Source organism: Kitasatospora sp. NPDC127121 (assembly GCF_042677305.1).
In the GTDB taxonomy this organism is placed as follows: domain Bacteria; phylum Actinomycetota; class Actinomycetes; order Streptomycetales; family Streptomycetaceae; genus Kitasatospora.
On sequence record NZ_JBHXTQ010000001.1, the window covers coordinates 466,254 to 492,271 of the forward strand.

At 70.9% G+C, this 26,018-nt stretch carries 29 protein-coding genes and 1 pseudogene; 9 read left to right on the forward strand and 21 right to left on the reverse strand.

What is annotated here, in order from left to right; genetic code table 11:
* Positions 1–26 precede the first annotated feature (26 nt).
* Entirely contained in the window at positions 27–374 is a 348-nt protein-coding gene (locus ACFVHI_RS01910) for a hypothetical protein (protein ID WP_380334754.1), read from the forward strand.
* Positions 375–649: 275 nt separating this feature from the next.
* Here ACFVHI_RS01910 and ACFVHI_RS01915 read toward each other — a convergent pair whose 3' ends face one another.
* From ACFVHI_RS01915 to ACFVHI_RS01925, 3 genes and pseudogenes are all read right to left on the reverse strand, one after another.
* Positions 650–958 (reverse strand): hypothetical protein, encoded by a 309-nt coding sequence (locus ACFVHI_RS01915; RefSeq protein ID WP_063352105.1) that lies wholly within the window; start codon positions 956–958, stop codon positions 650–652.
* Between the two features lie 286 nt (positions 959–1,244).
* Positions 1,245–1,577 (reverse strand): annotated as a pseudogene (locus ACFVHI_RS01920) (hypothetical protein); the annotation flags it as partial.
* 233 nt (positions 1,578–1,810) lie between these two features.
* On the reverse strand, positions 1,811–2,188 hold the full coding sequence (locus tag ACFVHI_RS01925) for a hypothetical protein (protein ID WP_380334757.1): 378 nt from the start codon (positions 2,186–2,188) through the stop codon (positions 1,811–1,813).
* 752 nt (positions 2,189–2,940) lie between these two features.
* Between ACFVHI_RS01925 and ACFVHI_RS01930 the strand changes: the two genes are divergently transcribed.
* Positions 2,941–3,303, forward strand: a complete 363-nt coding sequence (locus ACFVHI_RS01930; RefSeq protein ID WP_063352108.1) for a YciI family protein — start codon at positions 2,941–2,943, stop codon at positions 3,301–3,303.
* Positions 3,300–4,553, forward strand: a complete 1,254-nt coding sequence (locus ACFVHI_RS01935) for an RNA polymerase sigma factor (RefSeq protein WP_380334760.1) — start codon at positions 3,300–3,302, stop codon at positions 4,551–4,553. Before ACFVHI_RS01930 ends, ACFVHI_RS01935 begins: the two co-directional genes overlap by 4 nt.
* 74 nt (positions 4,554–4,627) lie before the next feature.
* Here the strand turns inward: ACFVHI_RS01935 and ACFVHI_RS01940 are convergent, their stop codons facing one another.
* The 4 genes from ACFVHI_RS01940 to ACFVHI_RS01955 all read right to left on the reverse strand — a co-directional run bounded on the left by ACFVHI_RS01940 (position 4,628) and on the right by ACFVHI_RS01955 (position 8,016).
* Positions 4,628–5,230, reverse strand: a complete 603-nt coding sequence (locus tag ACFVHI_RS01940; RefSeq protein ID WP_380334763.1) for a group II intron maturase-specific domain-containing protein — start codon at positions 5,228–5,230, stop codon at positions 4,628–4,630.
* An 861-nt stretch (positions 5,231–6,091) separates the two neighbouring features.
* On the reverse strand, positions 6,092–6,529 hold the full coding sequence (locus ACFVHI_RS01945; RefSeq protein ID WP_380334766.1) for a hypothetical protein: 438 nt from the start codon (positions 6,527–6,529) through the stop codon (positions 6,092–6,094).
* Between the two features lie 417 nt (positions 6,530–6,946).
* Positions 6,947–7,660 carry a cation diffusion facilitator family transporter gene (locus ACFVHI_RS01950; RefSeq protein WP_380334769.1) on the reverse strand — a complete coding sequence of 238 codons (714 nt, stop codon included), beginning with the start codon at positions 7,658–7,660 and terminating at the stop codon, positions 6,947–6,949.
* Entirely contained in the window at positions 7,657–8,016 is a 360-nt protein-coding gene (locus tag ACFVHI_RS01955; RefSeq protein WP_380334919.1) for an ArsR/SmtB family transcription factor, read from the reverse strand. The genes ACFVHI_RS01950 and ACFVHI_RS01955 overlap by 4 nt, the downstream gene beginning before the upstream one ends.
* A gap of 378 nt (positions 8,017–8,394) precedes the next feature.
* Here ACFVHI_RS01955 and ACFVHI_RS01960 point away from each other — a divergent pair, with 378 nt between their 5' ends.
* Positions 8,395–8,985 (forward strand): hypothetical protein, encoded by a 591-nt coding sequence (locus ACFVHI_RS01960; protein ID WP_380334772.1) that lies wholly within the window; start codon positions 8,395–8,397, stop codon positions 8,983–8,985.
* 512 nt (positions 8,986–9,497) lie between these two features.
* Here the strand turns inward: ACFVHI_RS01960 and ACFVHI_RS01965 are convergent.
* From ACFVHI_RS01965 to ACFVHI_RS01975, 3 genes are all read right to left on the reverse strand, one after another.
* On the reverse strand, positions 9,498–10,202 hold the full coding sequence (locus ACFVHI_RS01965) for a hypothetical protein (protein ID WP_380334775.1): 705 nt from the start codon (positions 10,200–10,202) through the stop codon (positions 9,498–9,500).
* On the reverse strand, positions 10,202–10,822 hold the full coding sequence (locus ACFVHI_RS01970) for a SigE family RNA polymerase sigma factor (protein WP_079136487.1): 621 nt from the start codon (positions 10,820–10,822) through the stop codon (positions 10,202–10,204). The genes ACFVHI_RS01965 and ACFVHI_RS01970 overlap by 1 nt, the downstream gene beginning before the upstream one ends.
* Before the next feature lie 156 nt (positions 10,823–10,978).
* Positions 10,979–11,872: a LysR family transcriptional regulator gene (locus ACFVHI_RS01975; RefSeq protein WP_380334778.1), complete on the reverse strand. Its 894-nt coding sequence runs from the start codon at positions 11,870–11,872 to the stop codon at positions 10,979–10,981.
* A 130-nt stretch (positions 11,873–12,002) separates the two neighbouring features.
* Here ACFVHI_RS01975 and ACFVHI_RS01980 point away from each other — a divergent pair, with 130 nt between their 5' ends.
* Positions 12,003–13,091, forward strand: coding sequence for an alcohol dehydrogenase catalytic domain-containing protein (locus tag ACFVHI_RS01980; protein WP_380334781.1), 1,089 nt, complete (start codon positions 12,003–12,005; stop codon positions 13,089–13,091).
* A gap of 77 nt (positions 13,092–13,168) precedes the next feature.
* Here the strand turns inward: ACFVHI_RS01980 and ACFVHI_RS01985 are convergent, their stop codons facing one another.
* Complete coding sequence (locus ACFVHI_RS01985; protein ID WP_063352115.1) at positions 13,169–13,684, reverse strand: PH domain-containing protein; 516 nt, start codon at positions 13,682–13,684, stop codon at positions 13,169–13,171.
* Between the two features lie 483 nt (positions 13,685–14,167).
* A complete protein-coding gene (locus ACFVHI_RS01990) occupies positions 14,168–15,403 on the reverse strand; it encodes a GDSL-type esterase/lipase family protein (protein ID WP_380334784.1) in 1,236 nt (411 codons plus the stop codon).
* Positions 15,404–15,651: 248 nt separating this feature from the next.
* On the opposite strand from ACFVHI_RS01990, the gene ACFVHI_RS01995 reads away from it, so the two are divergent.
* Positions 15,652–16,455: a GntR family transcriptional regulator gene (locus ACFVHI_RS01995; protein WP_380334787.1), complete on the forward strand. Its 804-nt coding sequence runs from the start codon at positions 15,652–15,654 to the stop codon at positions 16,453–16,455.
* Between the two features lie 226 nt (positions 16,456–16,681).
* On the opposite strand, the gene ACFVHI_RS02000 is transcribed toward ACFVHI_RS01995, so the two are convergent.
* On the reverse strand, positions 16,682–17,557 hold the full coding sequence (locus ACFVHI_RS02000; RefSeq protein WP_380334790.1) for an SGNH/GDSL hydrolase family protein: 876 nt from the start codon (positions 17,555–17,557) through the stop codon (positions 16,682–16,684).
* A gap of 552 nt (positions 17,558–18,109) precedes the next feature.
* On the opposite strand from ACFVHI_RS02000, the gene ACFVHI_RS02005 reads away from it, so the two are divergent.
* Positions 18,110–18,490, forward strand: a complete 381-nt coding sequence (locus ACFVHI_RS02005) for a peptidase inhibitor family I36 protein (RefSeq protein ID WP_063352119.1) — start codon at positions 18,110–18,112, stop codon at positions 18,488–18,490.
* A gap of 97 nt (positions 18,491–18,587) precedes the next feature.
* Here ACFVHI_RS02005 and ACFVHI_RS02010 read toward each other — a convergent pair whose 3' ends face one another.
* Entirely contained in the window at positions 18,588–18,899 is a 312-nt protein-coding gene (locus ACFVHI_RS02010) for a terpene synthase family protein (protein WP_380334922.1), read from the reverse strand.
* Complete coding sequence (locus ACFVHI_RS02015; RefSeq protein WP_380334792.1) at positions 18,883–19,746, reverse strand: helix-turn-helix transcriptional regulator; 864 nt, start codon at positions 19,744–19,746, stop codon at positions 18,883–18,885. Before ACFVHI_RS02015 ends, ACFVHI_RS02010 begins: the two co-directional genes overlap by 17 nt.
* Before the next feature lie 174 nt (positions 19,747–19,920).
* On the opposite strand from ACFVHI_RS02015, the gene ACFVHI_RS02020 reads away from it, so the two are divergent.
* The gene (locus ACFVHI_RS02020; RefSeq protein ID WP_380334794.1) at positions 19,921–20,844 is read left to right on the forward strand and encodes an alpha/beta hydrolase; all 924 of its coding nucleotides are present in this window, start codon (positions 19,921–19,923) and stop codon (positions 20,842–20,844) included.
* A 178-nt stretch (positions 20,845–21,022) separates the two neighbouring features.
* Positions 21,023–21,781, forward strand: a complete 759-nt coding sequence (locus tag ACFVHI_RS02025) for a hypothetical protein (protein WP_380334797.1) — start codon at positions 21,023–21,025, stop codon at positions 21,779–21,781.
* 207 nt (positions 21,782–21,988) lie between these two features.
* Here ACFVHI_RS02025 and ACFVHI_RS02030 read toward each other — a convergent pair whose 3' ends face one another.
* From ACFVHI_RS02030 to ACFVHI_RS02055, 6 genes are all read right to left on the reverse strand, one after another.
* Entirely contained in the window at positions 21,989–22,627 is a 639-nt protein-coding gene (locus ACFVHI_RS02030) for a DNA-3-methyladenine glycosylase I (protein ID WP_380334800.1), read from the reverse strand.
* Between the two features lie 80 nt (positions 22,628–22,707).
* Positions 22,708–23,220: a methylated-DNA--[protein]-cysteine S-methyltransferase gene (locus tag ACFVHI_RS02035; RefSeq protein WP_380334803.1), complete on the reverse strand. Its 513-nt coding sequence runs from the start codon at positions 23,218–23,220 to the stop codon at positions 22,708–22,710.
* Positions 23,221–23,469: 249 nt separating this feature from the next.
* The gene (locus ACFVHI_RS02040; protein WP_380334805.1) at positions 23,470–24,006 is read right to left on the reverse strand and encodes a hypothetical protein; all 537 of its coding nucleotides are present in this window, start codon (positions 24,004–24,006) and stop codon (positions 23,470–23,472) included.
* Between the two features lie 128 nt (positions 24,007–24,134).
* Positions 24,135–24,911, reverse strand: coding sequence for a 2OG-Fe(II) oxygenase (locus ACFVHI_RS02045; protein ID WP_380334807.1), 777 nt, complete (start codon positions 24,909–24,911; stop codon positions 24,135–24,137).
* On the reverse strand, positions 24,908–25,525 hold the full coding sequence (locus ACFVHI_RS02050; protein WP_063352126.1) for a methylated-DNA--[protein]-cysteine S-methyltransferase: 618 nt from the start codon (positions 25,523–25,525) through the stop codon (positions 24,908–24,910). Before ACFVHI_RS02050 ends, ACFVHI_RS02045 begins: the two co-directional genes overlap by 4 nt.
* Complete coding sequence (locus ACFVHI_RS02055) at positions 25,522–26,013, reverse strand: RNA polymerase sigma factor (protein ID WP_380334808.1); 492 nt, start codon at positions 26,011–26,013, stop codon at positions 25,522–25,524. The genes ACFVHI_RS02050 and ACFVHI_RS02055 overlap by 4 nt, the downstream gene beginning before the upstream one ends.
* Positions 26,014–26,018 lie beyond the last annotated feature (5 nt).

The window sequence follows — 26,018 nt, forward strand, 5'->3', positions numbered from 1 at the left end:
CGACCCGGCGTACCGGAGGTCCCATCATGCGACGCCTCGTCACGACGATCGGTACCCTCATCGCCGCGGGGACGCTGGCCGTGGCCGTCCCCACGTCCGCCCAGGCCGCCACGGGCACCCTGACGTTCTACAACGTGATCTTCCCCGACGGGTCGGGCAGCGGCCCGGACGTACCGTACCTCGACCCGGCCCCCGGCTGCTACGACGTCCCGAGGGAGGCGCACGGGCCCCTGTCAGGCGTGAACAACGCGACGGACAGCACGGTCCGCTTCTACTGGGGCGAGGACTGCACCGGCGGATCGCTGTTCAGCGTGTCGGCCGGCCGTTCGGTCAGGTTCAACTCGCACCCGCGCTCCTTCAGGGTCGAGAGCTGACCGCAGACCCGAACGCAGCCACTCCGGCCCCCGCGGCCGAAACGCGGGCAACTCGGAGACAGAACCGGCCAGTTGGACAGCGACGACGCCGCTGTCCACACCGTCCGATCTGCGGCAACGAGAGCAAGCCGACCGAGCCGGGCGGCCCGGCTGGAGCCTCACCATGTAGTTGTCGGGCGTCTCGTCGTAGCACGTGGCCAGGCTCCGCCACGCTCGGATCCCGTGGGAGACCGGTTTCCCGCCCGCGCTGCCGCGCCTCTTTCGGTACGTCCCGGTCAGACAGCGGAGAGGTGCAGCTTGAACGGCGAACCGTTGGAGCTGGGCGTCCAGCCGTTCGACCGCCCGGCCCGAATACCTGCGGCGACTTCGCGCGGCAGGACGACCTCAGCCGGCAGCATGTTCGGTTCGAGCACGGCCGGCCGACCGGTCTCCACGACGAGCGTCGTTCCGGGACAGGCCGCGTCCTCCACCATGTAACCCAAGGTGATGCCGTCGTAGTCGCAGCACGGTTTCCTGCTCACTCGCCAGCGGTACTCGACGCCGTCGACGACAATACGACGGGACCCTTTCTTCGCCAGTGCCACTCTTTGCCCTTCGGCCTTCGACTGCTCGTATATGTGAATCGCCAGTCTCCCTGTACGGCACACGCGTGTCACCGGGTTTGGCCCAGAGCTGATCACGCAAGGCCGAGGAGCGCGAGGGGGCGGTGTGCGTCGCGCGCGTTGCGGCGGAGGCCGGCCGCAATGTTCCTGACGCCGCTCAGCCGTAGGGCTCCAACAGCGAGATTGCGCCAGGTCGCCATGGCGCGGGGGCGTTCCCGGTCCGCAGTTGGGAGGCGTCCTCGGCGAAGGTCGTGTCGCGGACGTGGTGCAGGGCCTCGATCTTCCAGTGGTTCCGGATCAGTTGCGCGAGCTGGGCGGGAGTGGCCTGTTCGGCGGTCAGGCTGGTGACCGCGCAGATGGTCGCGATGGTGGTCTTGCCGGTCTTGCGGTCGGTGCGGCGGCGCTTGACCTGGACCGCCTGGCAGGCGCCGGGGAAAAGCAGGTTGTTGACAGTGGCGACCTTGATCCGGCGGATCTCGGAGCGGCCATGTCCCGTTCCCCGGGTACGTCCCTGGAGTGGAATGTCCTTCCGTCGAACAACCCGGCCAGCGGCTATTGGGGGGCTGGCCAAGGCGCCTGCGACACCCACCCGGGGCAACATCCCGGTCTCGCTCGTCGTCGAGTAGTCGCGGGGATTTCTGAACGGCGGGCGACCGCAGGCCCCTTCGGCCTGTCGGCCGCCCGTCGTCCGCGTTCGCGCCCACGGCGGCGCTACGACAGCGATGGCGCTACGACAGCGGCAGCGCCCGTCTGAGCGCACCGAAGGCCTCGTCCAACAGGGCCCGATGGTCGGGGTCGACCGCCGCCGCGCTCTCCCCCACCCCGGCGCAGGGGTCAGTTCTCGGGTGGTGGGGCGGCGGCGAGGAGTTCACGCTTCACGTGCTCGTAGTCGGCCCGGGCCCGCGGGTCGCCGTGGTCGTAGTCGGCCCAGAAGCCGGGGCGCTGCCAACGGGCGTCCGCGAGGCGGGTACTGCCGCCGTCGATGACCAGGGTCCAGCCAGGTGGTATTCGGGTGTCCACTGTCTCGAAGTGGGCGGGGTCCCAGAGCAGTCCGGGATCGGGCACCTCGGGGCCGAGCACGCGAATCTGGCAATCGATGTCGTATGCGACCATCTCCGCAACCGGGTAGACACCGCCCACCCGGATCCCGTCGAACTCCGCGACCGGAACGTCGGCCGCGGGGTGGATGATCTGCAGGCATCTGACTCTCATGAGAGCAGTCTCGCCCCGGCCGGTCCCCGGCCGTTGTCCGGGGCGCCGCGACGGATCCAGCGAGGCGACCAGGCTCTGCCTCGGGAACAGGCGCGGCCGGCCCGGACCGGATCATCCGAGATGACGGACGAATCGGACCGGATCACCTGAGACAGGGACCGGATCGATGGACACGGGGCACTGGTCGAGCCCGGCAAGCGGTGGGATTCTCACCGAGCGCGGCAGCTTCGGCGCGCGAGTCAGCTCCAGTAGCTGCCGCTGATCGCTGCTGCCTCCCACCTCTGGAGCTTGAGTCGCTGCCTGCAGGAGGTGGTGGCTGCCGTCGCCCAGTCCCGGAAGGCTTCGGAGTCTCCTGCCAGTCCGTGGAGTTGCCGGGCGCAGTCCTGAGCTTGGACCGTCCAAGGCGCGAAGGCATCCTCGGCCAGGACCTGGTCGAGGCGATACCGCGCGATGGAGGTATCACCAGATAGCCCGGCAGCGATCCCGGCGTGGTAGTTGCCCCAGTAGCCAGCGTACGGGTCAATCTGCACAGTCGGGTACGCGCGAACGTGCACCGGTGCGGGTGGCGGTCCCTGGGCGGAGGGCGCCGGGTAGGTTGATCGTTTGTGCGTTCGGGCGGTTCAGCCCGCCACCACGGTTCGGAAGAACAGCCGACGGAATTGTTTCGTGCCGGATGTCGAGGACCTGTGCCCGGCTCCGACTGAGGGGTGCAAGCGCGCCGAGTGGGCGCGCGGGACACAAGGGGACACCTGATGAAGTACGTTGCGATGATCTACGGCAACCAGGCCAAGTGGGACTCCTTCCCGGCCGATGCCTGGCCCGAGGCGATCGCCAAGCAGGACGCGTTCAACAGGAAGTACCGCGACAGCGGTGAACTGCTGGGCGCCTACGGCCTGGCGGACGCGGCCAACGCGCAGCTGGTGCGCCGAAAGGACGGCGTCCCGGCGGTCACCGACGGGCCGTACCTGGAGACCAAGGAGTACATCGCCAGCTTCTACATGCTGGACTGCGAGTCCCTGGAGCGCGCGCAGGAGATCGCCGCCGACATGCCCTTCGCGGACATCGAGCCGGTCGAGCTGTGGCCGGTGCTGCACGACGCCGCGACGGACCTGTGACCGAGAGGCCCGGCGTCGAGGACCTGCTGCGCGAACTGGCGCCGCAGGTCCTCGGCGCGCTCATCCGCCGGTACGGCGTCTTCGACGCATGCGAGGACGCCGTCCAGGAGGCGCTGCTGGCCGCCGCCCTCCAGTGGCCCGCCGAGGGAACGCCGGACAATCCCCGGGGATGGCTGGTCACCATCGCTTCCCGCCGGCTGGTCGACCAGGTCCGCAGTGAGCAGGCGCGCCGGCGCCGCGAGGACCGGATCGCCCTGGCCACTCCGCAGGCCGAGCTGCTGAGCCGCGCCGCCGACGCCGAACCGGACACGGACCGGGACGACTCCCTGGCGCTACTGTTCCTGTGCTGCCACCCGGCACTGTCCGAGCCCAGCCGGATCGCCCTGACACTGCGCGCGATCGGCGGCCTGACCACCGCCCAGATCGCCGCGGCCTTCCTCGTCCCCGAGGCGACCATGGCCCAGCGCATCAGCCGCGCCAAACAAACCGTCAAAACCTCCGCCACCCCGCTGTGCATGCCGAGGGCAGCCGACCGGGCCGAACGGCTGGAGGCGGTGCTCCACGTGCTGTACCTGATCTTCAACGAGGGCTACACCGCCACCGACGGCGCCGACCTGACCGCGCCGGCCCTGTCGGCCGAGGCGATCCGGCTCACCCACCTGCTGCACCGCCTGCTGCCCGACCACACCGAAACGGCCGGGCTGCTTGCCCTGATGCTGCTCACCGACGCGCGCCGCCCCGCCCGCACCGGACCCGACGGCGACCTGGTGCCGCTGGCCGAGCAGGACCGCACCCGCTGGAACCGCCGGCTTGTCGCGGAGGGCCTCGACCTGATCAGCCGCACCCTGCCCCGCGGACAGGTGGGCCCGTACCAACTGCAGGCGGCCATCGCCGCCGTCCACGACGAGGCCGAGCACGTCGACGCCACCGACTGGCCGCAGATCCTCACCCTCTACGACCTGCTGGAGCACCTCGCACCGAACCCGATGGTCACCCTCAACCGCGCGGTAGCCGTCGCCATGGTGCACGGACCCGCTGCCGGACTCGACCTGCTGGCGGCACTGGAATCCGACAAACGGACGGCCCGCCACCACCGCCTGCTCGCCGCCCGCGCCCACTTCCTGGAACAGCTCGGCGACCTCGACGCAGCGGCCCACGCCTATCGCGAGGCAGCCCGACGCGCCACCAGCACACCGGAACGACGCCACCTCACAACCCGCGCGGCACGCCTCGCCCCCGAGCAGAACTGACCGGCAAAGCCGAACCACCAACGGAACTCGGGCACCACCGCTGTGCACGTTCGGCTGTACTCGCCTGTGCACATTCAGGTGTACGCCGACGAGGCGTCCACGGTGAGGCGCCAGTGCGCGAACATGCAGGGATATCGCTGGGCGATCTCCCGCAGTTTCGCGATGGCCTTCCGCTTGGCCTTGAGCCGCTTGTACTTCTGGCGGATCCAGCGCACCAGGTAGGCGTTGATGCGCATCAAGAAGGGATGCAGCTCCCACGGCCGGAAGCGGCCGAAGTAGTTGATCCAGCCCGCCACCATGGGGTTGACCCATCGGGCGAGCTCATTGACGGAAAGATCGGAGCGGGTGTGCAGCTGCCAGGAGCGCACCTCCCGGCCGATCCTCGCCAGAGCGTCCTGGCTGACCGCCGGCTCGAACGACAGGAAGAGCCTGCCGTGCCGAGTCCGGTTTCGCCTGGCGCGGAACGTGTACCCGAGGAACGTGAACGCCTCGTGCTCGTAGGAGCCTTGGCGGGATCCGTTCTTGCAGTACACGATCCGGGTCCTGTCCGGGTGCAGACGCAGCCCGACCTCGACCGTCCTGTCCGTGAGCGCGGCCAGCACCTCACGGGCCTGGCGCTCGGTGACGCAGTGCAGCACCGCATCGTCCGCATAGCGTTCGAACCAGACGGCCTCCACCGTGCGACTTGGGAATGACCACCGCGCGCACCGGAGGTGGAAAGCAGGAGCCCGACGACATCCGGTTCCAGACCTTGTACAGATTGTTCTGAAGGTCCTTCTCGAAGTCGGCGATGCTCTGCCCGTCCACCCCAGGAGCGCCCTTGTTCGCCCTGACTTCCTCCCACGCCCCCTTGACTTCCCACTTCGAAATATCAAACGGCTTGACCTGAGACTTCAACTGGCCCATCGAACTCCTCCCGGAGAACATCCGGTTGATGCGATCAACACAGTCACGAACGACCCGGCCCCTTCGCTCCACCCCCGTTACAGGGGCTTCACCGCTACTACGGGCCGGTCCGCCAGCAGGACCCGCGTCGGTACTCGACCCCTCGCAGTGTCCGCTGCTTGGGGCACTCCCTCTCGCCCACCGCTGTGCGGCGGGCAGTATCGGACCTGCCTTCTCCTGTTCCATGCGGAAGCCGCAGACCGAACTCACGTCGCCTACATACCGGACACCACCTGGCCAATAGGCGAACACCCGCCAGGCTCATCCCGGAGTTCGTCTCACACCCCGGTTCTGATGTCATCTGTCTGTCTTTCGACACGTCAGCAGCGATTCACTTGCGTTCGTCTTCCCGGTCCCCACCTGACGCCTCTTACGACACCTTTTCCTCATCGCTCACCACGACGGTCTTCAGCCAACGCAGCATGAGGTGGTTTGGAGCCTCCCCCCGCAGGGCGACTCCGAAGGGCCAAAACCTTCATCATCCGCACAGCACCATTCCTGGAAGCTGTCCTACAACCAACTCCCTTTCATGTTCAGGACACAAGAGACGGGACAACCCTCGCTGCCACTGAAAAGGATCTTGGCCGTGTCGGTCAGTTCGGGATGGACGGCAGCACGGCGACAGCCGAGAGAGCGAACGGCAGGCCCTGGTTCTCGACGAAGACGGCGTCGCGGACAGCCTGCGCGATGACGGGGTGGGTGGGGGCGTCGAGGTAGCGGGCGGTGGAGTCGAGCGGGGCGATGCGGCGTTCGGCGATCAGGTTGCGCAGGGCACCGGGGAGGTTGTCCAGGCTGTCGCGCACCTCCCTCAGGCCGAAGGTGTTGGCCAGCCCTACCGCCGCGGACCGGGCCTTGAGTAGGTTGGTCGGCAGGTTCTGGGCGGTGGCCTTGGCCAGGTAGTAGGTGACGGGCTGGATCGCCCAAGCCAGCGCCGTGTGCGGGTCGCCGTCGTCGGGGCCGGGCGGCCCGAAGGCGCCCGGGCCGAGGTTGAGGCCGTCGCCTCGATGTGGATGGCGTCGGCGAGGCGACACAGGATCGGCTCCACCGCGGTCCGGGCAGCCGACACGTCAGCCGGAGTGGCGACGACGGGGATCAGGTCGAGGTCTGAGGTGATGTGTCCGCTGCGCCCGGTGCGGTGGTCGCCGCGGGCGAGGGAGCCGGACAGCGCCACCGACATCCCGGTCACGCCGTCGAATTCGCGGGCCAGCTGTTGGAGAAGCAGGGGCAGGTCGTGGGATTTCACGGCGTTCCTCGGGTTCCAGGGTCGCCACGATCCGATGTGGACCCGCCAGGCCGGGTTCCGGGCCGGTCGGAGCCCGGAGCCCCGTGATCGGGCAGCGAGTGGCCGAGGAAGCGCCGGTGGCTGGCTGACGTCCCCGCCAACGCCCGAAGGGCGGCCCCGGCCGGGTGGCTGGGACCGCCCTTCGGGCGTTGTTGGTGCTGGTGGTTCAGCAGCCGCACTCCTCGCCGCGCCAGGCCTCGATGCCCTCGCGCACCGCGAGGCCGGCCACCAGGAGGCCGACGACGGGGTCGAGCCACCACAGGCCGAACAGCGTGTTGGCGAGCAGGCCGACCAGGACGGCGGCGGCCAGGTAGGCGCACAGCAGATTCTGGGTGCCCTCGCCGGAGGTGGCGCCGGAGTCGAGGATCTTGCCAAGGCGGCGCTTGGCCCGGCCCAGCAGCGGCATCACGATCAGCGAGGACGCCGACAGCGCGATGCCGAGCCAGCTGGTCGACGGCTTCTCGCCCGCGATCAGGGTCGAGATCGCGTCGTAGGCGATGTAGGGGGCGAGCAGGAAGAAGGTGACCGCCACGGCCTTCTGGGCCTTGCCCTCAGCGTCCTCGGACAGGGTCCGGGAGCCGCTGAACCGCCAGACGATGATCACCGAGGCCAAGCCCTCGATCACGGAGTCCAGGCCGAAGCCGAGCAACGCAACGGAGGAGGCCAGCACCGCGGCGACGATGGCGACCGCGCCCTCGGCGGCCATGTAGGCCAGGGACAGCCAGGACAGCAGCTTGGCCTTGCGGGCGGCGGCGTGCCAGGCGTCGTCCCGCTCGATGGGCGGGCGGCAGCAGGCGTCGGTGCAGCTGGGCTCGCAGTGGCAGCCGCCGGGTTCCTCGGCGATGGTCAGCTCCTCGACGCTGGTCTCGGGGGCGCTCATTCGCCTGCTCCGTCCGGGGTGCCGTAGGTGGGGCAGAGGGCGACCGCGTCGCCGGTCGCGGCCAGCACGGTTTCGGCCGCCGCGAGCAGGTCGACCAGGGACGGCTGGGTCAGTGTGAAGACCGAGGCCCGGCCGACCGGGCGGGAGTCGACGAGTCCGCACTCGCGCAGGCACGCCAGGTGCTTGGAGACCGTGGACTGGGCCAGGCCGAGCTGCTCGACCAGGTCGACCACGCGGGCCTCGCTCACCGCGAGGTGGCGCAAGATCGCCAGGCGGGCCGGATCGCCGAGCGAGCGGAACAGGGCCGCCGCCGGCGCGAGCTCCACCCGGTCGACAGTCGGAGAGGGAGTTGTCATCGTCACATGACGATGTTATCGGATGTCCTGCCTCAATTGATCTTTGTCGGCGGGATGGCGCCTGAACTGGGCTGATGCAACGGGATGTGAGAGCAGGCAAGCTGACTGGTCTCACATCCCGTTGTCGCTCAGGCGGGTTTGCCGCCGAGTTTCTCGGGTTCGGTTGCCGCTGGCCTGTGTCTGCGCACACGGTTGTTGGTCGTCGTGCCGGTCGGTCTGGTCCGCCGCAAGAGACTACTGTGGGGAAGGATTTGCACAATCTGACGGACCGCCAGAAGAGGCGGGGGCGAGCATGCGTTCCGCAGCTCCTGCGACCAGGTGCTGCCGCCCATTCCACCAGCAGTCCACACAGACCACCCACACGAGGAGAAGTCACCTATGTCAGAGGAGACAGCCGAGGCGGCAGCCGACGAGCCGTTCCTGATGTCCGTCGTGGACGTCCACTCTCCCTCGGGGGGCGGAAGCGTTGTACGGGGCCGCATCGAACTCGGCAGCGTCAAGGCGGGGGACGAAGTCGAGATCGTCGGCGGTGGCAAGTCCCTCGTGGCCAAATGTGCAGGGGTCGAGGTGGACCGTACGGCCAACGGAGAACAGGACGGGAAGGCCGTGGCCGTGCTGCTGCGTGACGTGGCCGCCAAGGACATCGAACCGGGCCAGGTCCTGGCCAAGCCGGGCAGCTTCACCGCACGCACCACCTTCAAGGCCAACGTCTACGTGCTGAGCGCGGACGAAGGCGGCCGCGACGTCTCCATCACCACGGGATATCGGCCCAAGTTCGTCATTCGCGAAGACATCATCGACGGATCCATCAAGCTACCGGACGGGATTGAAAGGGCAACGCCCGGCGAGAGCACCGACCTGACTGCCACTCTGGACCGCGGGATTGTCTTGGTGAAGGGCCTGCGCTTCTCGTTCCAGCACGGCCCAGGAATCGTGGCGAATGGAGCCGTTACCGAGGTCATCTCGTAGGTGCAGGGCCGCGTTCGTGCTCCGGTCGGCATCCGCCCCGAAGGCCTTCACCGTCACGGCCTGGCGCTTGAAGTGAACGAAGCCACGTAGCAGACGGTGGCCAGGCTGTCTCAGGTTTCGTTGTCGGCCACCGGCGGATCCGGCAACGGAACCTGAGACAGCGACACCGAGAGGTGAGACGCGACCCCATGGGCTCACCTTGGCTGGACCCCTTCGGAGTCCACGACGAAGACGACCCGGAGCGCGAAGAACGCCTTCACCACCGTGGTGGTGAAGGCGTTGACGCAGGACCCACACCCACTACTCGTCGACGCGCGGCCCCCGCCCTTGAAGTATCGACCGGCGCGGCCGGTGGAGGTCAGTGGTCGCCGAAGAAGATCTCCCGGACCTCGCGCACCGCGTAGAAGGCGATCACGAACCCGCTGGCGGGGTCGGCCCACCACCAGCCGAGCGTGCTGTTGAGGACCAGGCCGACCGGCCGGGCACCGTCGGGATCGCGGCGGCGGTCTGATTCAGGAGGTCAGCGTCTTGCTCGCCAGCACCTTCCCCTGGGCGTCGTACGCGGCGAGCTTGACGCCTTCGAACGGGTATGCCGTCGAACCGTTGGGGGTCTTGCGGCTGGGCGGCCCCCAGACATAGCCGCTGGCGTAGCCCGGGTTGCCGGGAAGTGAGGCAACGGTGGCCCAGGACACCTGGCCGTCCATCTCGATGGTCATCCGGGCCACCCGCCCGGGCCCGTGGTAGATGAGGTTGTACAGACCCTCCTGGTACTGCGGGGGGTTCCCGTAGTACTGCATGACGATCTCGGTCGCTCCGCCCGCCCAGGAGTGCCCGCCGCACCCCGGACCGCTGCGGTAGGCGGGGGCGTCGTGGATGCAGATCTCCTGGTCGTTCAGTTGCATCCACCAGTCCTGGCGGCCCAACGACAGTTGCTGGCCGGGCTCCACCACCACGGCCTCGGGAGCCGGCCCCTCCGGTACGGCCAGGGCCTGCGAGGCCGGCCCGACGGTCTGGACCGCGCGCTGCGCGGACAGTACCGCGCCCGTGCCGGCCACCACCGCGAGCGCGGCCACCACAGCCGACGCGCCCATCGCCACCCGGCGCCCGCGCTGCTGCTTGCGCACCTGGACGTGCACGGGTCCGGCAGACCAGTCCGCCACCGCGACCCGGGCCGCTTCATCTCGCAGAGCGCCGCGCATCATGTTCTCGGTGTCCATCACCTGTTGTCTCCGTTCGTGCCGTCGCTCGTTGAACCGGTGTCCGCCGCATACGGGGCCAGCGCCGGGTGTCCGCGCAGTTTCGCCAGGCCTCGGCTGGCCTGGCTCTTGACGTTGCCCAGCGAGCAGCCGAGCGCTTCGGCGACCTGGTACTCGCTCATGTCCTCCCAGTAGCGCAGGACGACCACGGCCCGCTGGCGCTGCGGCAGTTCCGCCAGCGCCTGGAGCAGCACCGAGCGTTCCTCGACGTCGTGGTGGCCACCGCCCGCGGTGTGCGCCCGATCGGGCAGGACGGGCATGAGCAGTTGCCTGACCCGGCGCCGCCGGTGACGGCTCAGGTTGTTGTTCACCAGGGCCCGGCGGATATAGGCGTCCGGCTCCTCCAGGCGGCTGATCCGGGACCAGTTCCTGAAGACCTTCGCGAAAGTCGCCTGCACCACGTCCTCGGCCTCGTGGTAGTCGCCGGTGAGCAGGTAGGCGGTGCGCACCAACTGCCGCCAGCGCGCGGCGGCGAACCCCTCGAAGTCAAGCTCCCGCAGGCCGGGGCCGCCCGCGGAAGCCGGTGCCGTGACGGACGGGGGCGGGTCCTCTACTGGGATGTGCAATACGCTCACGGTCATCCGATTCCTCTTCGCGTCCGTGCGACGACCCGACCGGGCCATCGCTCTGCCCTACTCACCGCCGCGCCACCGAGAAGGTTGCACACGGGCGCCGACAGCTGGTGCACGGCGAGTCGGTGGTCTCGGCGCCGGGGCCGGGGGCCCCGGCGGCGCGTATCAGGCGGTCGAGGTGATGGCTCGGGTGACGGCCGTGATCGGCGGGGTCGGGCGGCCGGGGAGTCGCGCCACGAGGACCCGGCGGAGCTCGGGAGGTGCGCCTTCGACGTGCAGCAGGCTCACCCCGGGCGGCAGCACCGGGGAGAGCCGGGACGGCACCGTTGTCACCCCGAAGCCGCCGGCGACCAGTTGGAGCTTCGTCAGCCAGTCGCGCGCGCTGTGGACGATGTGCGGCCGTGCGGGCAGGCCGGGCCAGACGCCGAGCAGTGGCTCGGAGTTCGAGGCCGGGGCGGCGATCCACGGGGCGTCGGCCAGTTCGTCGACGTGCACCGCGGTGCGGCCGGCGAACGCTCCGGTCGAAGGCGCCGCCACGACCAGTTCGGTGTCCGCGACGGTCTCGACGTGCAGGCGCGGCGACTCGCCGTCCAAGGGCCGGTGGGGCGGGCGGGACGTCAGGACGGCGAGGTCGATCGAGCCCGCGCGCAGTGCCCGGACCAGGGTGGGGGTGGTGCCCTCGGTCGTCGTGACCGTGATCTGCGGGTCGGTTGCCGCGAGGCGGGCGAGTACGGGAGGCAGGATGGCCGCGCCCGCGCTCAGGAACAGTCCCAGCCGCACCAGTTCGGTCCGCGGGGCGGTGCCGGTGAGGTCGCGCTCGGCCGCCGTCAGGCAGTCCAGGATCGTACGGGCGTGGCGTAGCAGGGTCAGGCCCGCTGGGGTGAGCCGCACCCCGTCGGGGCGGCGTTCGAACAGGGTGGCGCCCGCGCTTCGTTCGAGGGAGGCGGCCTGGCGTGAGACCGCCGACTGGGTGTAGCCGAGCCGGGCGGCTGCGGCGGTGAAGCTGCCGGACTCGGCGATCTGTTGCAGGACCCGCAGGCCCGTGCTGGAGATGTCCATGCGGCATACGCATACCACGGATGCCTGTTCGTCGCTTCCCGCATTCCCCCCGGGCTCCTAGTGTCGATCGCGACGATCGCGACGAACTCGATGAACACGGACGAACGCGGACGAACATGGAGGTCATCACGTGCGAGCAGCAGTCCTGACGCAGTTCGGCGCCCCGCTCACGGTGCGGGAGGTGCCCGACCCCGAGACCGGCGGCGGCGAGGTGGTGGTCGAGGTACTCGCCACCTGCGTGGCCCCGTACGCGGCCGAGGTCTTCAGCGGCGAGCGGAACTACCCCCTGGTCCCTCCCGTCGTGCCCGGGATCGGCGGGGTGGGACGGGTCGTCCACGTGGGCCCGGACGCCACCCGGCTGCGCCCCGGCGACCTGGTGTGGTGCGACTGCACGGTGCGCTCGCGGGACGACGCCCTGACGCCCGACATCACGCTCCAGGGCTGGAGCTCCCGCGGCGAGGGCGGCGCGCGGCTCGCCCGGCACCTGCACGACGGGTCGTTCGCCGAACTCATGCGGGTCCCGACGGAGAACGTCTTCCCGCTGCCCACGGCGGCGGGGGACGACCCGGCGCGCTGGGCCGCGCTCGGCGTGCACGTCATCCCTTACGGCGGGCTGCTGGCCGGCGGGCTCGCAGCCGGTGAGACGCTGCTCGTCAGCGGGGCCACCGGCAACCTCGGCAGCAGTGCGGTCGCGGTCGCGCTCGCCATGGGGGCGGGCCGCGTGGTCGCCCCCGGCCGCAACCGGGCCGCGCTCGACCTCCTCGCCGACCGGTTCGGTCCGCGGGTGCGCCCGGTCCCGCTGAGCGGGGACGAGGCCGGCGACCGCGCGGCGATGTCCGCGGCGGGCGGCGGCCCGATCGACATGGTGATCGACCTGCTGCCGCCGAGCGCACCCAGCTCGGCGGCGCGCACGGCAGCCATGACCGTGCGCGAGTACGGCCGCGTCGTTCTCATGGGCGGCGTCGGCATGCTCGGCGGCGACGACCTCGCGCTCCCGTACCCGTGGATCATGCGCAACTCGGTTACCGTGCGCGGCCAGTGGATGTACCCGCGTACGGCGAACGTCGGCATCATCCGGCTCCTCGCCTCGGGCACCCTGGACCTCGCCCCCGAACGGGTCCGGTCGTTCGGCCTCAGCGCCGTCAACGACGCCGTCACGTACGCCGCCTCACACGGTGGCCCGTTCGACCGCACCGCCCTCACCCCACCGGCTCGCTGACAGGACCGACCGATCTCCCCATGGCAGCGCCACGGCCCAACGCCCGTCAGGAGAACCGGGCCGACGCATCCAGGTGGCTACTGGGCCAGCACTACGGTGAAGACGAAGAGGACGACGGCGAGGGCGATGGTGCACAGCACCGCGACCCTCACGGGCGTCAGCCGGTCCCGGAACCGCTTCTCCGGCAGGACGCGCTGGCTCGGACTGGTGTTGTGCTTCCACCAGTCGACGACCCGCCGGAAGTCGGCGTCGAAGTCCTCCGACGGGTGGAGGTCGCTGGCCATCACAGTGGACATCCAGTGGCGCCGGCCATCGGTGGTGTGGATCCGGGCCACACGTGTGGGCGCGCCGCGGCCTTGGAACTCCGACACGTCGATCCAGGAGATCTGTTGCCAGGAGTAGGTGCGGCCACGGCCGAACCCCCAGCAGATGGTGACTCCGTCGGTGCCGACCCTGCTCCAGTACCGCATGGAGATGAGGCGGCTCGCGGCGGCCAGTACCACGGTCCCGCCGACGAGTAGGAGCATGGGGCCGAGGCCGAGGTGGAACTTCAGGTGGCCGGCGACGAGTTCGACCGTGACGACGATGAGCACCGGCCCGAGATCGGACCAGTCTGGGCGGAATCTGTCTTTTCCCCGGAAGATCAGTTCTTTCACACTGCGCACACTACGCCGCCCTCAACCCGGCCTCGCAGGGGGATGGTTCGACGGCCGCGTAGCTCCCGTCAGGGCCGGTCGAATACCGACAAGTCGGCTGGTACCGCACCTGGTTGTGCCGGCTCGCGCTGAACCTCGCGCTGAACGACGACGCTGCCCGGCTTCCCGGCTTCTCCGAGAATCCGCCCCAGGCCCGGTCAGCCGGCACCGGCGCATCGCCCTGATCCGCAAGGTCGTGATCAGCGACGAGCTCCCGCCCATGGAGGGGGTCGCCACCGCACTGATCCTGCTCTATGCCCAGCCCATCCGGCGGCTGGTCCGGCTCACCCATCCGCGAGGTCCAGCACGAAGCCGATCAGGTCGCACTCCGGCTCGGCGATCCACCCACCCCAGTCCCCGAGCCCTTCACCGGCATACTCCTCAACTACATCCACACCGCACGGCCGAACCGGCCGAACAGCACCGCTCCGGCCAGTGGCTGAAGGGGCCCGGGGTGGTGAAGGTGAGGGTGGCGAAGCGTTGGGCCATGTGCTGGTGGGTAACGGCGTCCGGGTGGAGTTGGTCGGGCAGCGGGAGGCCGGCGGCGTCGGCCGGTCCGTAGAGGTCGCGACCGTCGAGGTAGTGGAGGTTCGGGTCATCGGCGGCCCGCTGTTCGACGATGCGGGCCAGTTCGTCCCGGATGACGCCCAGCGTCAGCTTTCCGCTCGCGCGCTCCGCGGGGTCGCCCGTTGCCCGGAAGCGGAGTTGTCCGGTGCTGAGAGCGGTGAGGTCGATCGTGCTGGGGCCGGGTGTGTCCTCGACCATGGGGCACAGGATGGGCGAGACGACGAGCAGGGGCGTTCGGGGGTGGCCGTCGCGGATGGTGTCGAGGAAGCCGTGGACGGCGGGGGTGAAAGCACGCAGGCGCATCAGGTCGTGGTTGACCACGTTGATGCCGATCTTGACGCTGATCAGGTCGGCGGGGGTGTCCCGCATGGTGCGCGCGGTGAAGGGGTCGAGCAGGGCGCTGCCGCCCAGGCCCAGGTTGATCAGTTCCACGTCGCCGAGGGCAGCGGCCAGGGCGGGCCAGGTGCTGGTGGGGCCGGCGGCGTCGGAGCCGTGGCTGATGGAACTTCCGTGGTGCAGCCACACCTTGCGGCCTCGGTCCGGCACGGGCTCGATGGGGGCGTCGGTCCGCAGTGCGACGAGTTCGGTGGTCTCGTTGTACGGCAGCCAGATCTCGACGTCCTTGGCCCGGTCGGGCAGGTCGCTGAAGCGGAGGGTGCCGGCGGTGCCCGGGAGGCGCTCGGCGGTCCTGGTGGTGATGTCGATGGTCAGCGTGTCGCCGCCGGTCACGACGGCCTGACCGGCCAGACGGCCGTCGACGAGCAGGTCGTAGACGCCGTCCGGGCGCGCCGGGGCACCCACGTAGGCGGTCTTGGTGGGCAGGGTGTCCAGTTCGACGGCGGTGGCCCGGGTGCGGAAGGCCAGCCGTACACCGGAGGGCTGGGACTCTGCCCTGGCCAGCTGCGGGTCGGCGCACTGGGCGCGGGCCCAGGCGGGCAGTCGGTGCGGCAGCAGGCCGCGCTCAGTCTGCTCCAGGTCGAGGGCTCCGCGCAGGAGGTTCGCGGTGATGGGTGTGGTGATCCAGGCGTGCGGATCGTGCTGGTGGTGCATGGTGTCGGCCTGCCCGTCGGGGTTGTCGTGGTGTTGCGATTCATTCGATGGGGGTGCCGGGGGGCGGGGCCCTTCACCAGGCGGCTGTGCAGGGTCTGCTGGGGCTCCGGCCAGGCATCTAGATGTCTAGCCGTCCAGATGCCGCAGATGCTATCCCTCGCCGAGCCGCACCCGGTTGAACAACAGGAGAACTTCACGGATGCGAACCCGGACTGGACCCAGGGCGCCGGATCCGTAGGATTCGCCACGTGCCGACACCACGAAACAACGGTCCGTTGTACCTCCAGTTCGCCCGCGCCATCCAGGAGCGCATCGACACCGGCGAGTACCCCCCGGGCTCCCGACTGCCGAGCGAGCCGGAGCTGTGCGGGCAATTCGGCGCCAACCGATTGACCGTCCGCCAGGCGATCGCCGAGCTCGACCGCGCGGGCGCGATCGAGATCCGGCGGGGGGTCGGCACCTTCGTACGCCGGCCGGTCGTGCGGGCCACGATCGATGTCGACCCGAACAGCGCCCGCCTCGATGTCGGCAGCCAGAGCGTGCCCGTGCCCGTGCGCGGCCTGAAGGGCACCGAGGAACGGGCCGTGGAGGTGTCGGTCGGCTCGGACACGGCGCCCGACCGGCAGGCGGCCGAGCACCTGCGGCTGCCCACGAGCGCGCTGACCCGCATCGACACCGTGATCGTGATCTCCGCCCAGCCCTGGGCCGTGAACAGCTACTGGGTGGCCACGCACCTGCTGCCCACAGGCTTCGCGGAGTCGACGGAGTCGCGGAACACCACGGTGGCGGTGGCCGAGGCGATCGGTATCGAACTTGAATACGACTGGCGCTCGTTCAGCGCGATCGCCGCCGACATCGCCGACGCGCAGCGACTCGACGTCGCGGCCGGCAGTCCGCTGCTCCTGCGCGAGGGGGTCAGCTGCGCACCGGACGGACGGCCGATCCTCTACGTACGCCGGCGGATCTACGGCGAGAACGCCAGCTTCGTCATGCGCTACCGCGAGTGGCGCCAGGCGGACCAGGACTCGGGCAGCGCGGATACCAGCGGCTGAGGCGCACCTCGTTGCGCGGGGACTTCCACCTCCCTCCCGCCACCTCCCTCCCGTCGCAAGTGATCCGGGCCGCATTTGAGGCTGCGACCAAGCGCGACCAGGCGTGACCAGGCGTGACCAGGCCTGACCGGAACAACCGGGACGTCGGGGGCGAGGGCCCGGTGGCCCGGCAGCCTCGGTGAGGCCGCCGGGCCATCGACCCGTTGCGGTCTGCGGCCTCGGACCCTCAGCTGACGCCGGCGGCCCGCAGCGCGGCTTCGACGGCCGCAGCGGAGTGTTGCTGACCGACCGCGTTCGGGTGGAACGGCGCGTAGGCGCCGGCGGGGACGAGCGGCTCGATCCAGCGGGTGGACGTGCTCTGGCAGGCGTCGTGCCCGACGCTCGGGGTGTAGGTGTCGACGTAGGTGGCGTCGTTGCTCTGGGCGGCGTGCCGCAGCATGGAGTTGAGGGCCAGTTCGATGCCGTCGAGGTAGGCGGTGTCCTTGGTGGTGAGGGTCAGTTGCGGCCGGCAGTTGCCGCTCTGCGGCAGGATGTCCGGGTAGCCGACGACGAAGACCTTGGCCTGCGGCGCGAGTCGGTGGATCTGCTGGAGGGCCCCGGCGATGTTCACCTCGTCCGAGGCGATGGCGTCGGCGAAGGTCGATTTGTAGAAGTCCGCGCACGGCGAGCCGATGTCGAACACGGTGAGCGCGTCGATGACCTCGCAGCCGCGGACGGCAGTGCTGAAGGTGTTGTTGTCGTTGCCTCCTATGCCCAGGGTGACCACCGATGTGGACGGGGTCAGCGCGTCGAACTGCGGCGGTGAGTCCGGCGACTGGGCGAGCGTCATGTCTCGGGCCTGCGCGCCGGAGCAGCTGACGTCGGCGAGTTGCAGCCCGAGGTTCCGGGCCAAGACGTGGGGGTAGTTGTCGACGCCCTGGCGGCAGGCGGACGGTGTGCCGGGGGCGGGGGCGGTCAGTGTTCCGACGGCGGTGTAGGAGTCACCCAGGGCGACATAGGCGCCCTGGATCGGGGACGCCTGGGCCGGGTTGGCCAGGGCCAGTGCAGTGGTGAGGGCGAGGCAGGCCGCGGCTGCGACGCCGGCGGTCTTCGTGGGGGTCATCGGGGGTCCCTTCCCGTTCTCGTGACTACTGGTCAGAAGGTGTGCGGGCGCCCATGGTTCGAGTGGGCTTACTTCACCAGGAAGCCGCGCAGGTCCCACCGAGGCCCCGGCGGGACATCTACACATCTAGATGTCGCAGATGCTATCCCTCGCCGAGTACCGCCATGTTGAACAGCAGGAGAACTTCACGGAGTTGCTCCCCGACTCCGCGATCAGAGCGCCGGTTCCAGGTCGTCCAGGCGTGGCACATCCTGTGGCTGTCGGCGCTGCTGATCACGGCGCTGTGATCGTTGCTCTCACGTCCCGCGCCGGGGCGACGTGCTGTCCAGTGACAGCCGGCCCGGCACCGGGCGTGGCGCGCGGGGCTCATGTGGCACGGCGCGCACCTCCGGGCTGTCAAGAGGTGGTAGCGCAGGGACGAACCGTGCGGGGCGGCGTACGCAAGGGCACGCCTATGCGAATTGGTTAGTCCGACTGAGCGACTCCCAGGCGCTTCAGCCGTGGAAACCGCAGGTTTGCCAGCAATCTATTGGCGAAGAAGGGAGCGCATCCATGCGCCGACTGGCCACTCTGGCCGCCACTCTGTCCTTGGCGGCCGGGCTCATCGCCACAGCTCCAGCGGTACACGCCAGCACCGAACATGCGTCCACCAAGGCCGCGTCCAGCAACTGCCGCGCCAACAAGATCTGCTTCTACAAAGGCGCCGACTACGGCGGCGACTGGTGGGACTTCGAGCCGCCGTCGTTCGGATGCCACGACGCGGACTCCTACGGGGGCAACTACAACCATCCGCTCAGCGTGTGGAATAACACCCGCTACACGATCAGCCTGTACGACGGCAACTGCTTCGGCTCCAACCTCGTCGCGACTGTTGGGCCCGGCGAGGGTATCGCCAACCTGACCGGGACTGTCTCGGGCTACAAGTACGTGTGACCGGGAGATTCGACCGCAAGCAGTCCACCCCCGCCCCGGCATGGGCCTGTCAGAGCCCGTGCCGGGGCGTCGCGCTGCGCGATCTGCCGCGCTTCCGTCAACAGCCGGTCCATGTGGGCTGGTTCCGGAACCTCGATGTGGCCGATCGGTTCGGCCAGGTCCACCGTCCGATGGGCGCCGATCGTCTCCCGCGCAGCCGCAGGTGCTCCTCGACCGTGGGCATGGCCCCTCGGTGCCGGTGTTCCGCCTCGGTGACGTACCCCTGGCGGTACCGGCGCCAGTGCTCGGCGGGGCGATGGCGCCACTGCAGGGGCATGCCCTCGCTGCTGCGCCGCCACAGGTCGGCGAACGCCCGTCCAACGACGGTTCCGTGCAGGCTCCGTGCGCGAGCGTCATCCGCGCGGAGCAGGTGCCCACTGGAGGAGGAATCGCAGTCCCTCGTGGGCCGGGGAGCCGGGAGGGGCGGTGTAGGCGATGAGTTGCTGGTCGGGCCGGGTGTCGACGGTGAACTGCTGGACGTCGAGGGTCAGGGGGCCGGCCAGCGGGTGGGCGTAGGTCTTGGTGAGCTGCCGGGGGCCGCGCACCCGGTGGTCGGCCCACCAGGCCCGGAAGTTCGCGTCGCAGGCTGTCAACTCGCCGATCAGTGAAGTGAGTTCACGGTCCTCCGGGCGGCGGCCGGCTTCCATGCGCAGCGTGGCGACGCAGTCGCACGCGGCGCGGGGCCAGTCCGCGTACAGCGCGCGGTAGGCGTCGTCGAGGAAGGTGAGGCGGATCAGGTTGCGCTCCCCGGGGGCGAGTGCGCCGAAGTCGGTGAGCAGGGCAGTGGCCGCGTGGTTCCAGGCCAGGACGTCCAGGCGCCGGTTGAGGACCATGGCGGGAACGTCGTGCATGGTCGCCAGGAGCTGCCGCAGTTGCGGGTCCACGGGCGGGCGGCCGGACGGTGGGGCGGCGGGTGCCGGGGCCGCGTCGGCCAACGCGAAGAGGTAGGCGCGTTCGTCCGGCGCCAGGCGCAGCGCGTCGGCGAGCGCGTCGAGGACCGACCGGGAGACGCGCCGGGTGCGTCCCTGCTCCAGGCGGACGACGTAGTCGACGCTCACGTGGGCGAGCTGCGCCAGTTCCTCGCGGCGCAGGCCCGGCACCCGGCGCAGCCGTCCGTCGTCGGGGAAGCCGGCCCCGTGGGGGTCGAGGGCGGCGCGGCGGGCGCGCAGGAAGTCCCCCAGCTCGTTGTCGCGGGAGGGCTGGTCGCGGACGGTCATGGTTCCAGTGTCCGGCACGGGAGCGGCCTCGTACCTGGTACCGGCGTGCATAGGCAGCGTCCTCCCTGGCACCCCCGCACACCCCGGCGCCACGGTGGAGGAGCGGCCACCGAAGAGGGCCCCGGAGCCGGCCCCGCGCCGACCCGCCCGTCGCACGACGACCGGAGCAGCACCGTGATCACCGATGTGACCTTCCACAGCGCCGGCCTGGACCTCGCCGGCCACCTGTACACCCCCGACGACGGCGGCACCGGCAGCCCCCGCCCGGCGATCGTCGTCGGCCACCCCGGCGGCGGGGTGAAGGAGCAGGCCGCCGGCCTGTACGCCCGGCGCCTGGCCGAGCGCGGCTTCGTCACCCTCGCCTTCGACGCCGCCTTCCAGGGCGCGAGCGAGGGCGAGCCGCGCGGCCTGGAGGACCCGGCGCACCGGATCGAGGACCTCAAGGCCGCCGTCTCCTTCCTCACCACCCGCGCCGAGGCCGACACGGGCCGGATCGGGGCGCTGGGCATCTGCGCCTCCGGCGGCTACGCCCTGGCCGCCGCCTCGACCGACCAGCGGATCAGGGCCGTCGCCACCGTCAGCGCCACCGACATGGCCCGTCAGTTCCGCGACGGCGCCGACGGCACCCAGGATCCGGCCGTCTTCCGGGCCATGCTCGAAGCCGCTGCGGCGGCCCGCACCGCCGAGGCCCGGGACGGGGGCGTCCGGACCTTCCCGATCTTCCCCGCGACCGAGGAGGAGGCCCACCGCGGCGGCCCGCACGTCCACGACGGCTGGGAGTACTACTGCACGCCCCGCGCCGAACATCCCCGGGCGGCCAAGGCCCTGACCTGGTCCAGCATCGACCGCATCGCGGCCTTCGACACCTTCGCCGCCCTGCCCCTGCTCGCCCCGCGCCCGCTGCTCATGGTCGTCGGCCGCGAGGCGGTGACCGCCTGGATGTGCGTGCAGGCCTTCCAGCGCTCGACCGGACCGAAGGAACTGCACTGGATCGACGGCGCGTCGCACGTCGACCTCTACGACAAGAACGAGTTCGTCACCCCCGCCGTCGCGAGGCTGGCCGGCTTCTTCGGCACCCACCTCGTTGCGGCCGCGTAGCCGCGCCCCGGGCAGCCGGCCGGTCTTCGCGTGCACCGGCGGGCAAGCCCCCGCTGACGGCACCGTCACCGGCTCCCGCCGGCGCCAATGTCCGGGCTCCGGGCGGAAGTTCCGCCTCGGATTGCGGCGCGCCCCGGCGTGCACCACGTCGAGGCGCCCGGAGGAGGGAGATGGTCCGATGGGATCGGAACGCATGCGCGGCCGCCGTGCCGTTGTCGCCCGCGCACCGCGCGTGGCAGTGGCGGTGCTGGCCGGGCTCGGCCTGGCGGTGGGGCTCACGGCCTCGCCCGCCGCGGCGGCGACGACCGAGGGCAACTGGATCAACGAGGGCGGCCCCGCACGCTCCCCGTCGGCCATGACCGCCCTGTGGCACGACAACGAGACGTACGAGGCCGCCCGCGGCGAGGACGACCGGATCTGGTGGCGGCACGGGAACGGCGCCTGGCAGCTGATGCCGGGCAACGCCCGGGCCGTGCGCATCACCAGCAACTTCACCTTCACCGCCGGAGAACAGGAGTTCTACGCCTCGCGGGGGCTGACCAACACGGTCAGCATCGCCCGCACCCGCCCGGGCGACGGCAGGAACGCCCGGTACACCGAACTGCCCGGCGGCGGCAGGTGCGAGTCGGTGGCGATCGGCCGCGGCGGCGACCCAGGACACCTCGCGACCAGTCCCTTCGACCCGGGCTACGCCGCCCAGCAGAACATGGCCATCGGCTGCATCAGCCCCAACGACCGCCAGCTCTACCTCAACCGCTCCACCGACGGCGGCAACACCTGGTCCGGCTGGGCCCACAGCACCGGCGGCCCCTCCCCCTCCGACGCCGCACCCGAGATCCACGGTTTCCCCGGCGGCGAGGTCTTCGCCGTGCTGTCCTGGGGCAGCGACACCGCACCCTTCAAACGCCACATGATCGTCATGAAGCGCGTCATGTGACACCCACTCGGGACCAGGATCACCGCACCGGCCCTCCCGGGTGCGGTGGATCGGGAACACGAGCAGCGTGATGATGACGGCGAACGTCCCGTCGCCCGTCGCCTCCAGACGGCGGCTCGACGGACACGGCCCGCCACACGGGGGACGTGGCGGGCCGTGTGGTGGCCGAACGGCCCCAGCGAGCAGGGGCGCTGGGTGGTGAGGCGGTCATTCCGGCCAGATTCCGGAGGAACCGCGGCGGTGGGAGTCCAGCAGGTGGGTGTCGATGATGCCGATGGCTTCCATCAGGGCGTGCATGGTGATCGGGCCGACGAACGCGAACCCCTGCGCGCGCAGGGCCTTGGACAGGGCCTGCGATTCGGGGGAGGTTGTCGGGATCTCGGCGAACGTGCGCGGCCTGGGGGTGTCGAGTGGCTTGAACCCCCACACGAAGTCGGTCAGGCCGCCGTGTTCGCGCAGCCGGATGGTCGCCCGGGCGTTGGCCACGGCCGCGAGGATCTTCGCGCGGTTGCGGACGATCCCGGCGTCGGCCATGAGGCGTTCGACGTCGGTGTCGCCGTAGCCGGCGACCCGGTCGGGGTCGAAGTCGTCGAACGCGGCACGGAACGCCGGGCGCTTGCGCAGGATCGTCGCCCACGACAGCCCGGCCTGGAACGCTTCCAGGCTGATGCGTTCGTACAGGCCGCGCTCGTCGCGCACGGGCATGCCCCACTCGGTGTCGTAGTACTGGCGGAGCATCGGATCGGTGCCGGCCCACGCGGGGCGGGCGAGCCCGTCCTCGCCGATCACCACCCCGGGGTCGGCGGAGTGTTCGGGGGCGGGGGCGGGGGCGGTGTCGCTGGCCATCGGGGAAGGGTTCCTCGCTGTTCTTCAAAGGGGCAGGGGGTGCCGGGCGTTCGCAGTCGGGCCGCCCGGCCGGGGCGCGGCTAGAACAGTCGTCCGGCCCGGGTCTCGACCGGCTCCTCCAGGTCCAGCAGGAGCTGCTTGCGCTCCAGTCCGCCGCCGAATCCGGTGAGTTTGCCGCCCGCGCCCACCACTCGGTGGCAGGGGATGACGATGCTCACCGGGTTGCGCCCCACGGCCTGGCCCACGGACTGCGCGAACCCCTTGCTGCCCAGCTCGACCGCGATGTCGCCGTAGGTGATCCGCGCGCCGTACGGGATCTGGCGCAGCTGCGCCCAGACCTGTTCCTGGAACTCGTCGCCGTTCGTCGCCGCCGCGACGTCGAACACCTGCCGCTTTCCGGCGAAGTACTCGTCGAGTTCGCTGCGGGCCTGGGCGAGCACCGGGTCGGCCGAGGTGTCGGCTCGCCGGCCCCACGCCGAGGGCCGGGGCGTGTACCGGTAGCCCGGGAAGCAGAGCCCGATCAGGGCGTTGTCGCCGGCGACGACCAGGAGCCGTCCCACCGGGCTGTCCACGTAGGCGTGCCGGACGTCCATGTCGATCTCCTCTCTGCGCCTGCTGTCTGTGGTGAAGACGCGCGGGCGCACCGAAACGTGAGACGCGTTCCGGCAGCAGTCGGCCGGGCAGGACGGCGGGGCGGCCGAAGGCTGGGCCGGGCAGGATTCCCGAAAGGCGCGTGGATACGCGGGATCACGAGGAGTGCGGGGGTCCTGGGGCAACAGGAGCGCCCCAGGGGGCGGGGCTGACCGCATCGCGCGGCACCTCCGGCAGGTCGGACAGCGCCGTCACCGTGATCTGCCGGGGCCGGGGCCGAGGCCGGTGACCGTGAGGCCGCCGTCGTCGGTGACGATCCAGGTGGCGCCGTTCGCGTCGGCTCCGGTCAGGCCGCGCAGCTGCCGGGCGCCGACCAGGGTCAGCGTGGCGGGGCGGCCGATGGCGGCGGTGGCCAGGGTGCGGTCGGGCCGCCAGGACGTGGACCACAGCAGCCGCCGGGCCACCTGGGCCCAGCCGACCTCCGGGCCGGTCATCACCCACACGTCGGCCGGCGCGTCGGCGAAGTGGCGGGCCTGGCACAGCCAGGAGGCTGCGGTCTCCGGCCAGGTGGTCCTTGCGGCCACGACGCCGCCGGCGGCCTGCCAGGCCCGGGTGATCGCGTCGGCGCCCGCCAGCGCGGCCGGGGTCCGGCCGGAGCCGACGGCGATGCTCCGGGCGCCGCGCGCCTGGGCCAGCGCGACCAGCACGGTGACTTCGGTGTCGTTGACTGCCAGGTCGGGGCCCGGCGGTGGGGGGTCGGTCAGCAGGGGGCTGGTCAGGGGATTCATGGGGTGCCTTCTTCGTCAGCGCTCTTCGATGACCGGCAGAGGTCCAGGTGGCGCACCGCGCCCGGCCGGCAGGAGCGGGCGGGCGGGCGCGGTGAATGCGGACAGACCGACGGCGGCCGCCGGGGATGCTAGGCGGCGTCGTGGAAGACCAGGGCCAGGGTGTGCCGGTGCCCGGAGCGGAGCGCCGAGACGCCGTGCCGGACCGGGGCGGCGGACCAGCCTCGCGCGGAGCGCACGGGCCGGTCGCGGGTGGTGAACACGTAGCCGTGGCCCTGCGGGAGCAGGGTGGCGGTGCCGCGGGACTGGGCGCGGGGGCGCTGCTCGACCAGCAGGAACTCCCCACCGGTGTGGTCGGTGCCGGGCCGGTCCAGGTTGATCACGACCTGCAACGGGAACACCAGGTCGCCGTACAGGTCACGGTGCAGCGCGTTCCAGTCCCCGGCGGCGTAGCGCAGCAGGATCGCGGTGGACTTGGACTGCCCGGCCGCGTGGCACATCTGCAGCCACTCGTCCAGGGTGTCCGGCCACGGCGCGGTGCGGCCGAGCCGTTCCCACCAGGTGCGGGCGATGGGCAGCAGCCGCGGGTACAGGGCCTGCTTGAGCTGCTCGACCGGCTCGGGGTAGGGGGCGTGGAAGTACTTGTACTCGCCGGCCCCGAACCGGTACCGGGCCATGTCGACGGTGGAGCGGAACAGCTCGGGCCGCCCGTACAGGTCCCGGAGTCGGCCGGCCTCGTCCGGGGTGAGCAGTTGCGGCAGCAACGCGCCTCCGAACGCGTCGAGTTCGGCGGCCACCGCGTCCCAGTCGGCGCTCTCGGCCCGGCCGGCCCACGGCCCGGATCCGGTGGCGGCGTCCGCGCCGGGAGCCGGCGTCCTCGTGTTCGCCCTCGCAGCGGTGGCGGTCATGCCGCGGCCTCCAGTTCCAGTAGTGCGGTCTTGGCCTCCAGGCCGCCGATGTAGCCGCCGAGGGTGCCGTCGGTGCGCAGCACCCGGTGGCAGGGGACGACCACCGGCAGCGGGTTGGTCGCGCAGGCCGTGCCGACCGCCCGCACCGCCTTGGGGCTGCCGACCAGTTCGGCGACCTGGCGGTAGCTGCGGGTCTGGCCGTAGCCGATCTCCGGCAGGTGCTGCTGGACCAGTTGCCGGAAGCCCTTGGACAGGGACAGGTCCAGCGGCAGGTCGAACGCGCGACGGCGGTGGTCGAAGTACTCGTCGATCTCCCGGGCGGCGGTGTCCAGCCGGCCGGGGGCGCGCAGGATGCGCGGGCTGACCTTGTCGGCCAGGGCCTGAAGGACCTGGTCGTGGCCTTCGACCGCGAAGGCGACACGGACCAGGCCCCGGTCGGTGGCGGCCAGCAGCAGGGGGCCGACCGGGGAGTCGACGACGGTGTAGGCGATGTCGACCAGGGCGGCGGCCTGGGCCTCGGCCTCCAGCCGGCGGTGCAGCCGGGCCAGGGTCCCGGCGTCGACGGGAGCCGACAGCACGCTCAGGACGTCATCGTGGGATCGGATGCCGCTCATGTAGATGCTCCTCTCGAGGTCGCGCCCGGATAGTGTTTTCGTAGATTCTTCAGACCGTCCGCCGCCGCCCGGCGCGCCGCCGCGGTGTTCCCGCCCAGGACCGCCGCGATCTCGTCGTACGACATCCCGGCCAGATAGCGGAACGTGACCGCCTGCCGCTGCTTGCCCGGAAGGCGCCCCACCATCTCCCACAGCTCCCCGTCGTCAGCGCCCGGAACGCCCAGCGAACTGGGCTCCTCCGGCAACTCCTCGGCCGGCAGCGGCCGGCGTCCGGCGGCGCGCAGCACGTCGATCGCCTTGCGCCGGGCGATCGTCACCAGCCACGCCTCCACGTTCGCCGTCTCCGGCAGCCCCGGCCAAGCCCGCATCGCCGCCAGGAACGTCTCCGACCAGGCGTCGTCTGCGTCGTGTGTCCCCAGCAGCGCCCGGCACACCCGCAGCACGGTCGCGCCGTGCTGCTCGACCGCCTTCTCGAACGGTTCCCTCATCCTCG

Excerpts from the sequence above, each read along its gene's own strand:
- ACFVHI_RS01910 (WP_380334754.1), top strand. The coding sequence starts at position 27 with ATGCGACGCCTCGTCACGACGATCGGTACCCTCATCGCCGCGGGGACG.
- ACFVHI_RS01925 (WP_380334757.1), bottom strand. The coding sequence starts at position 2,188 with ATGAGAGTCAGATGCCTGCAGATCATCCACCCCGCGGCCGACGTTCCG.
- ACFVHI_RS01930 (WP_063352108.1), top strand. The coding sequence starts at position 2,941 with ATGAAGTACGTTGCGATGATCTACGGCAACCAGGCCAAGTGGGACTCC.
- ACFVHI_RS01950 (WP_380334769.1), bottom strand. The coding sequence starts at position 7,660 with ATGAGCGCCCCCGAGACCAGCGTCGAGGAGCTGACCATCGCCGAGGAA.
- ACFVHI_RS01955 (WP_380334919.1), bottom strand. The coding sequence starts at position 8,016 with ATGACAACTCCCTCTCCGACTGTCGACCGGGTGGAGCTCGCGCCGGCG.
- ACFVHI_RS01960 (WP_380334772.1), top strand. The coding sequence starts at position 8,395 with ATGTCAGAGGAGACAGCCGAGGCGGCAGCCGACGAGCCGTTCCTGATG.
- ACFVHI_RS01965 (WP_380334775.1), bottom strand. The coding sequence starts at position 10,202 with ATGGACACCGAGAACATGATGCGCGGCGCTCTGCGAGATGAAGCGGCC.
- ACFVHI_RS01970 (WP_079136487.1), bottom strand. The coding sequence starts at position 10,822 with ATGACCGTGAGCGTATTGCACATCCCAGTAGAGGACCCGCCCCCGTCC.
- ACFVHI_RS01975 (WP_380334778.1), bottom strand. The coding sequence starts at position 11,872 with ATGGACATCTCCAGCACGGGCCTGCGGGTCCTGCAACAGATCGCCGAG.
- ACFVHI_RS01990 (WP_380334784.1), bottom strand. The coding sequence starts at position 15,403 with ATGCACCACCAGCACGATCCGCACGCCTGGATCACCACACCCATCACC.
- ACFVHI_RS02000 (WP_380334790.1), bottom strand. The coding sequence starts at position 17,557 with ATGACCCCCACGAAGACCGCCGGCGTCGCAGCCGCGGCCTGCCTCGCC.
- ACFVHI_RS02005 (WP_063352119.1), top strand. The coding sequence starts at position 18,110 with ATGCGCCGACTGGCCACTCTGGCCGCCACTCTGTCCTTGGCGGCCGGG.
- ACFVHI_RS02015 (WP_380334792.1), bottom strand. The coding sequence starts at position 19,746 with ATGACCGTCCGCGACCAGCCCTCCCGCGACAACGAGCTGGGGGACTTC.
- ACFVHI_RS02025 (WP_380334797.1), top strand. The coding sequence starts at position 21,023 with ATGGGATCGGAACGCATGCGCGGCCGCCGTGCCGTTGTCGCCCGCGCA.
- ACFVHI_RS02030 (WP_380334800.1), bottom strand. The coding sequence starts at position 22,627 with ATGGCCAGCGACACCGCCCCCGCCCCCGCCCCCGAACACTCCGCCGAC.
- ACFVHI_RS02035 (WP_380334803.1), bottom strand. The coding sequence starts at position 23,220 with ATGGACGTCCGGCACGCCTACGTGGACAGCCCGGTGGGACGGCTCCTG.
- ACFVHI_RS02040 (WP_380334805.1), bottom strand. The coding sequence starts at position 24,006 with ATGAATCCCCTGACCAGCCCCCTGCTGACCGACCCCCCACCGCCGGGC.
- ACFVHI_RS02045 (WP_380334807.1), bottom strand. The coding sequence starts at position 24,911 with ATGACCGCCACCGCTGCGAGGGCGAACACGAGGACGCCGGCTCCCGGC.
- ACFVHI_RS02050 (WP_063352126.1), bottom strand. The coding sequence starts at position 25,525 with ATGAGCGGCATCCGATCCCACGATGACGTCCTGAGCGTGCTGTCGGCT.
- ACFVHI_RS02055 (WP_380334808.1), bottom strand. The coding sequence starts at position 26,013 with ATGAGGGAACCGTTCGAGAAGGCGGTCGAGCAGCACGGCGCGACCGTG.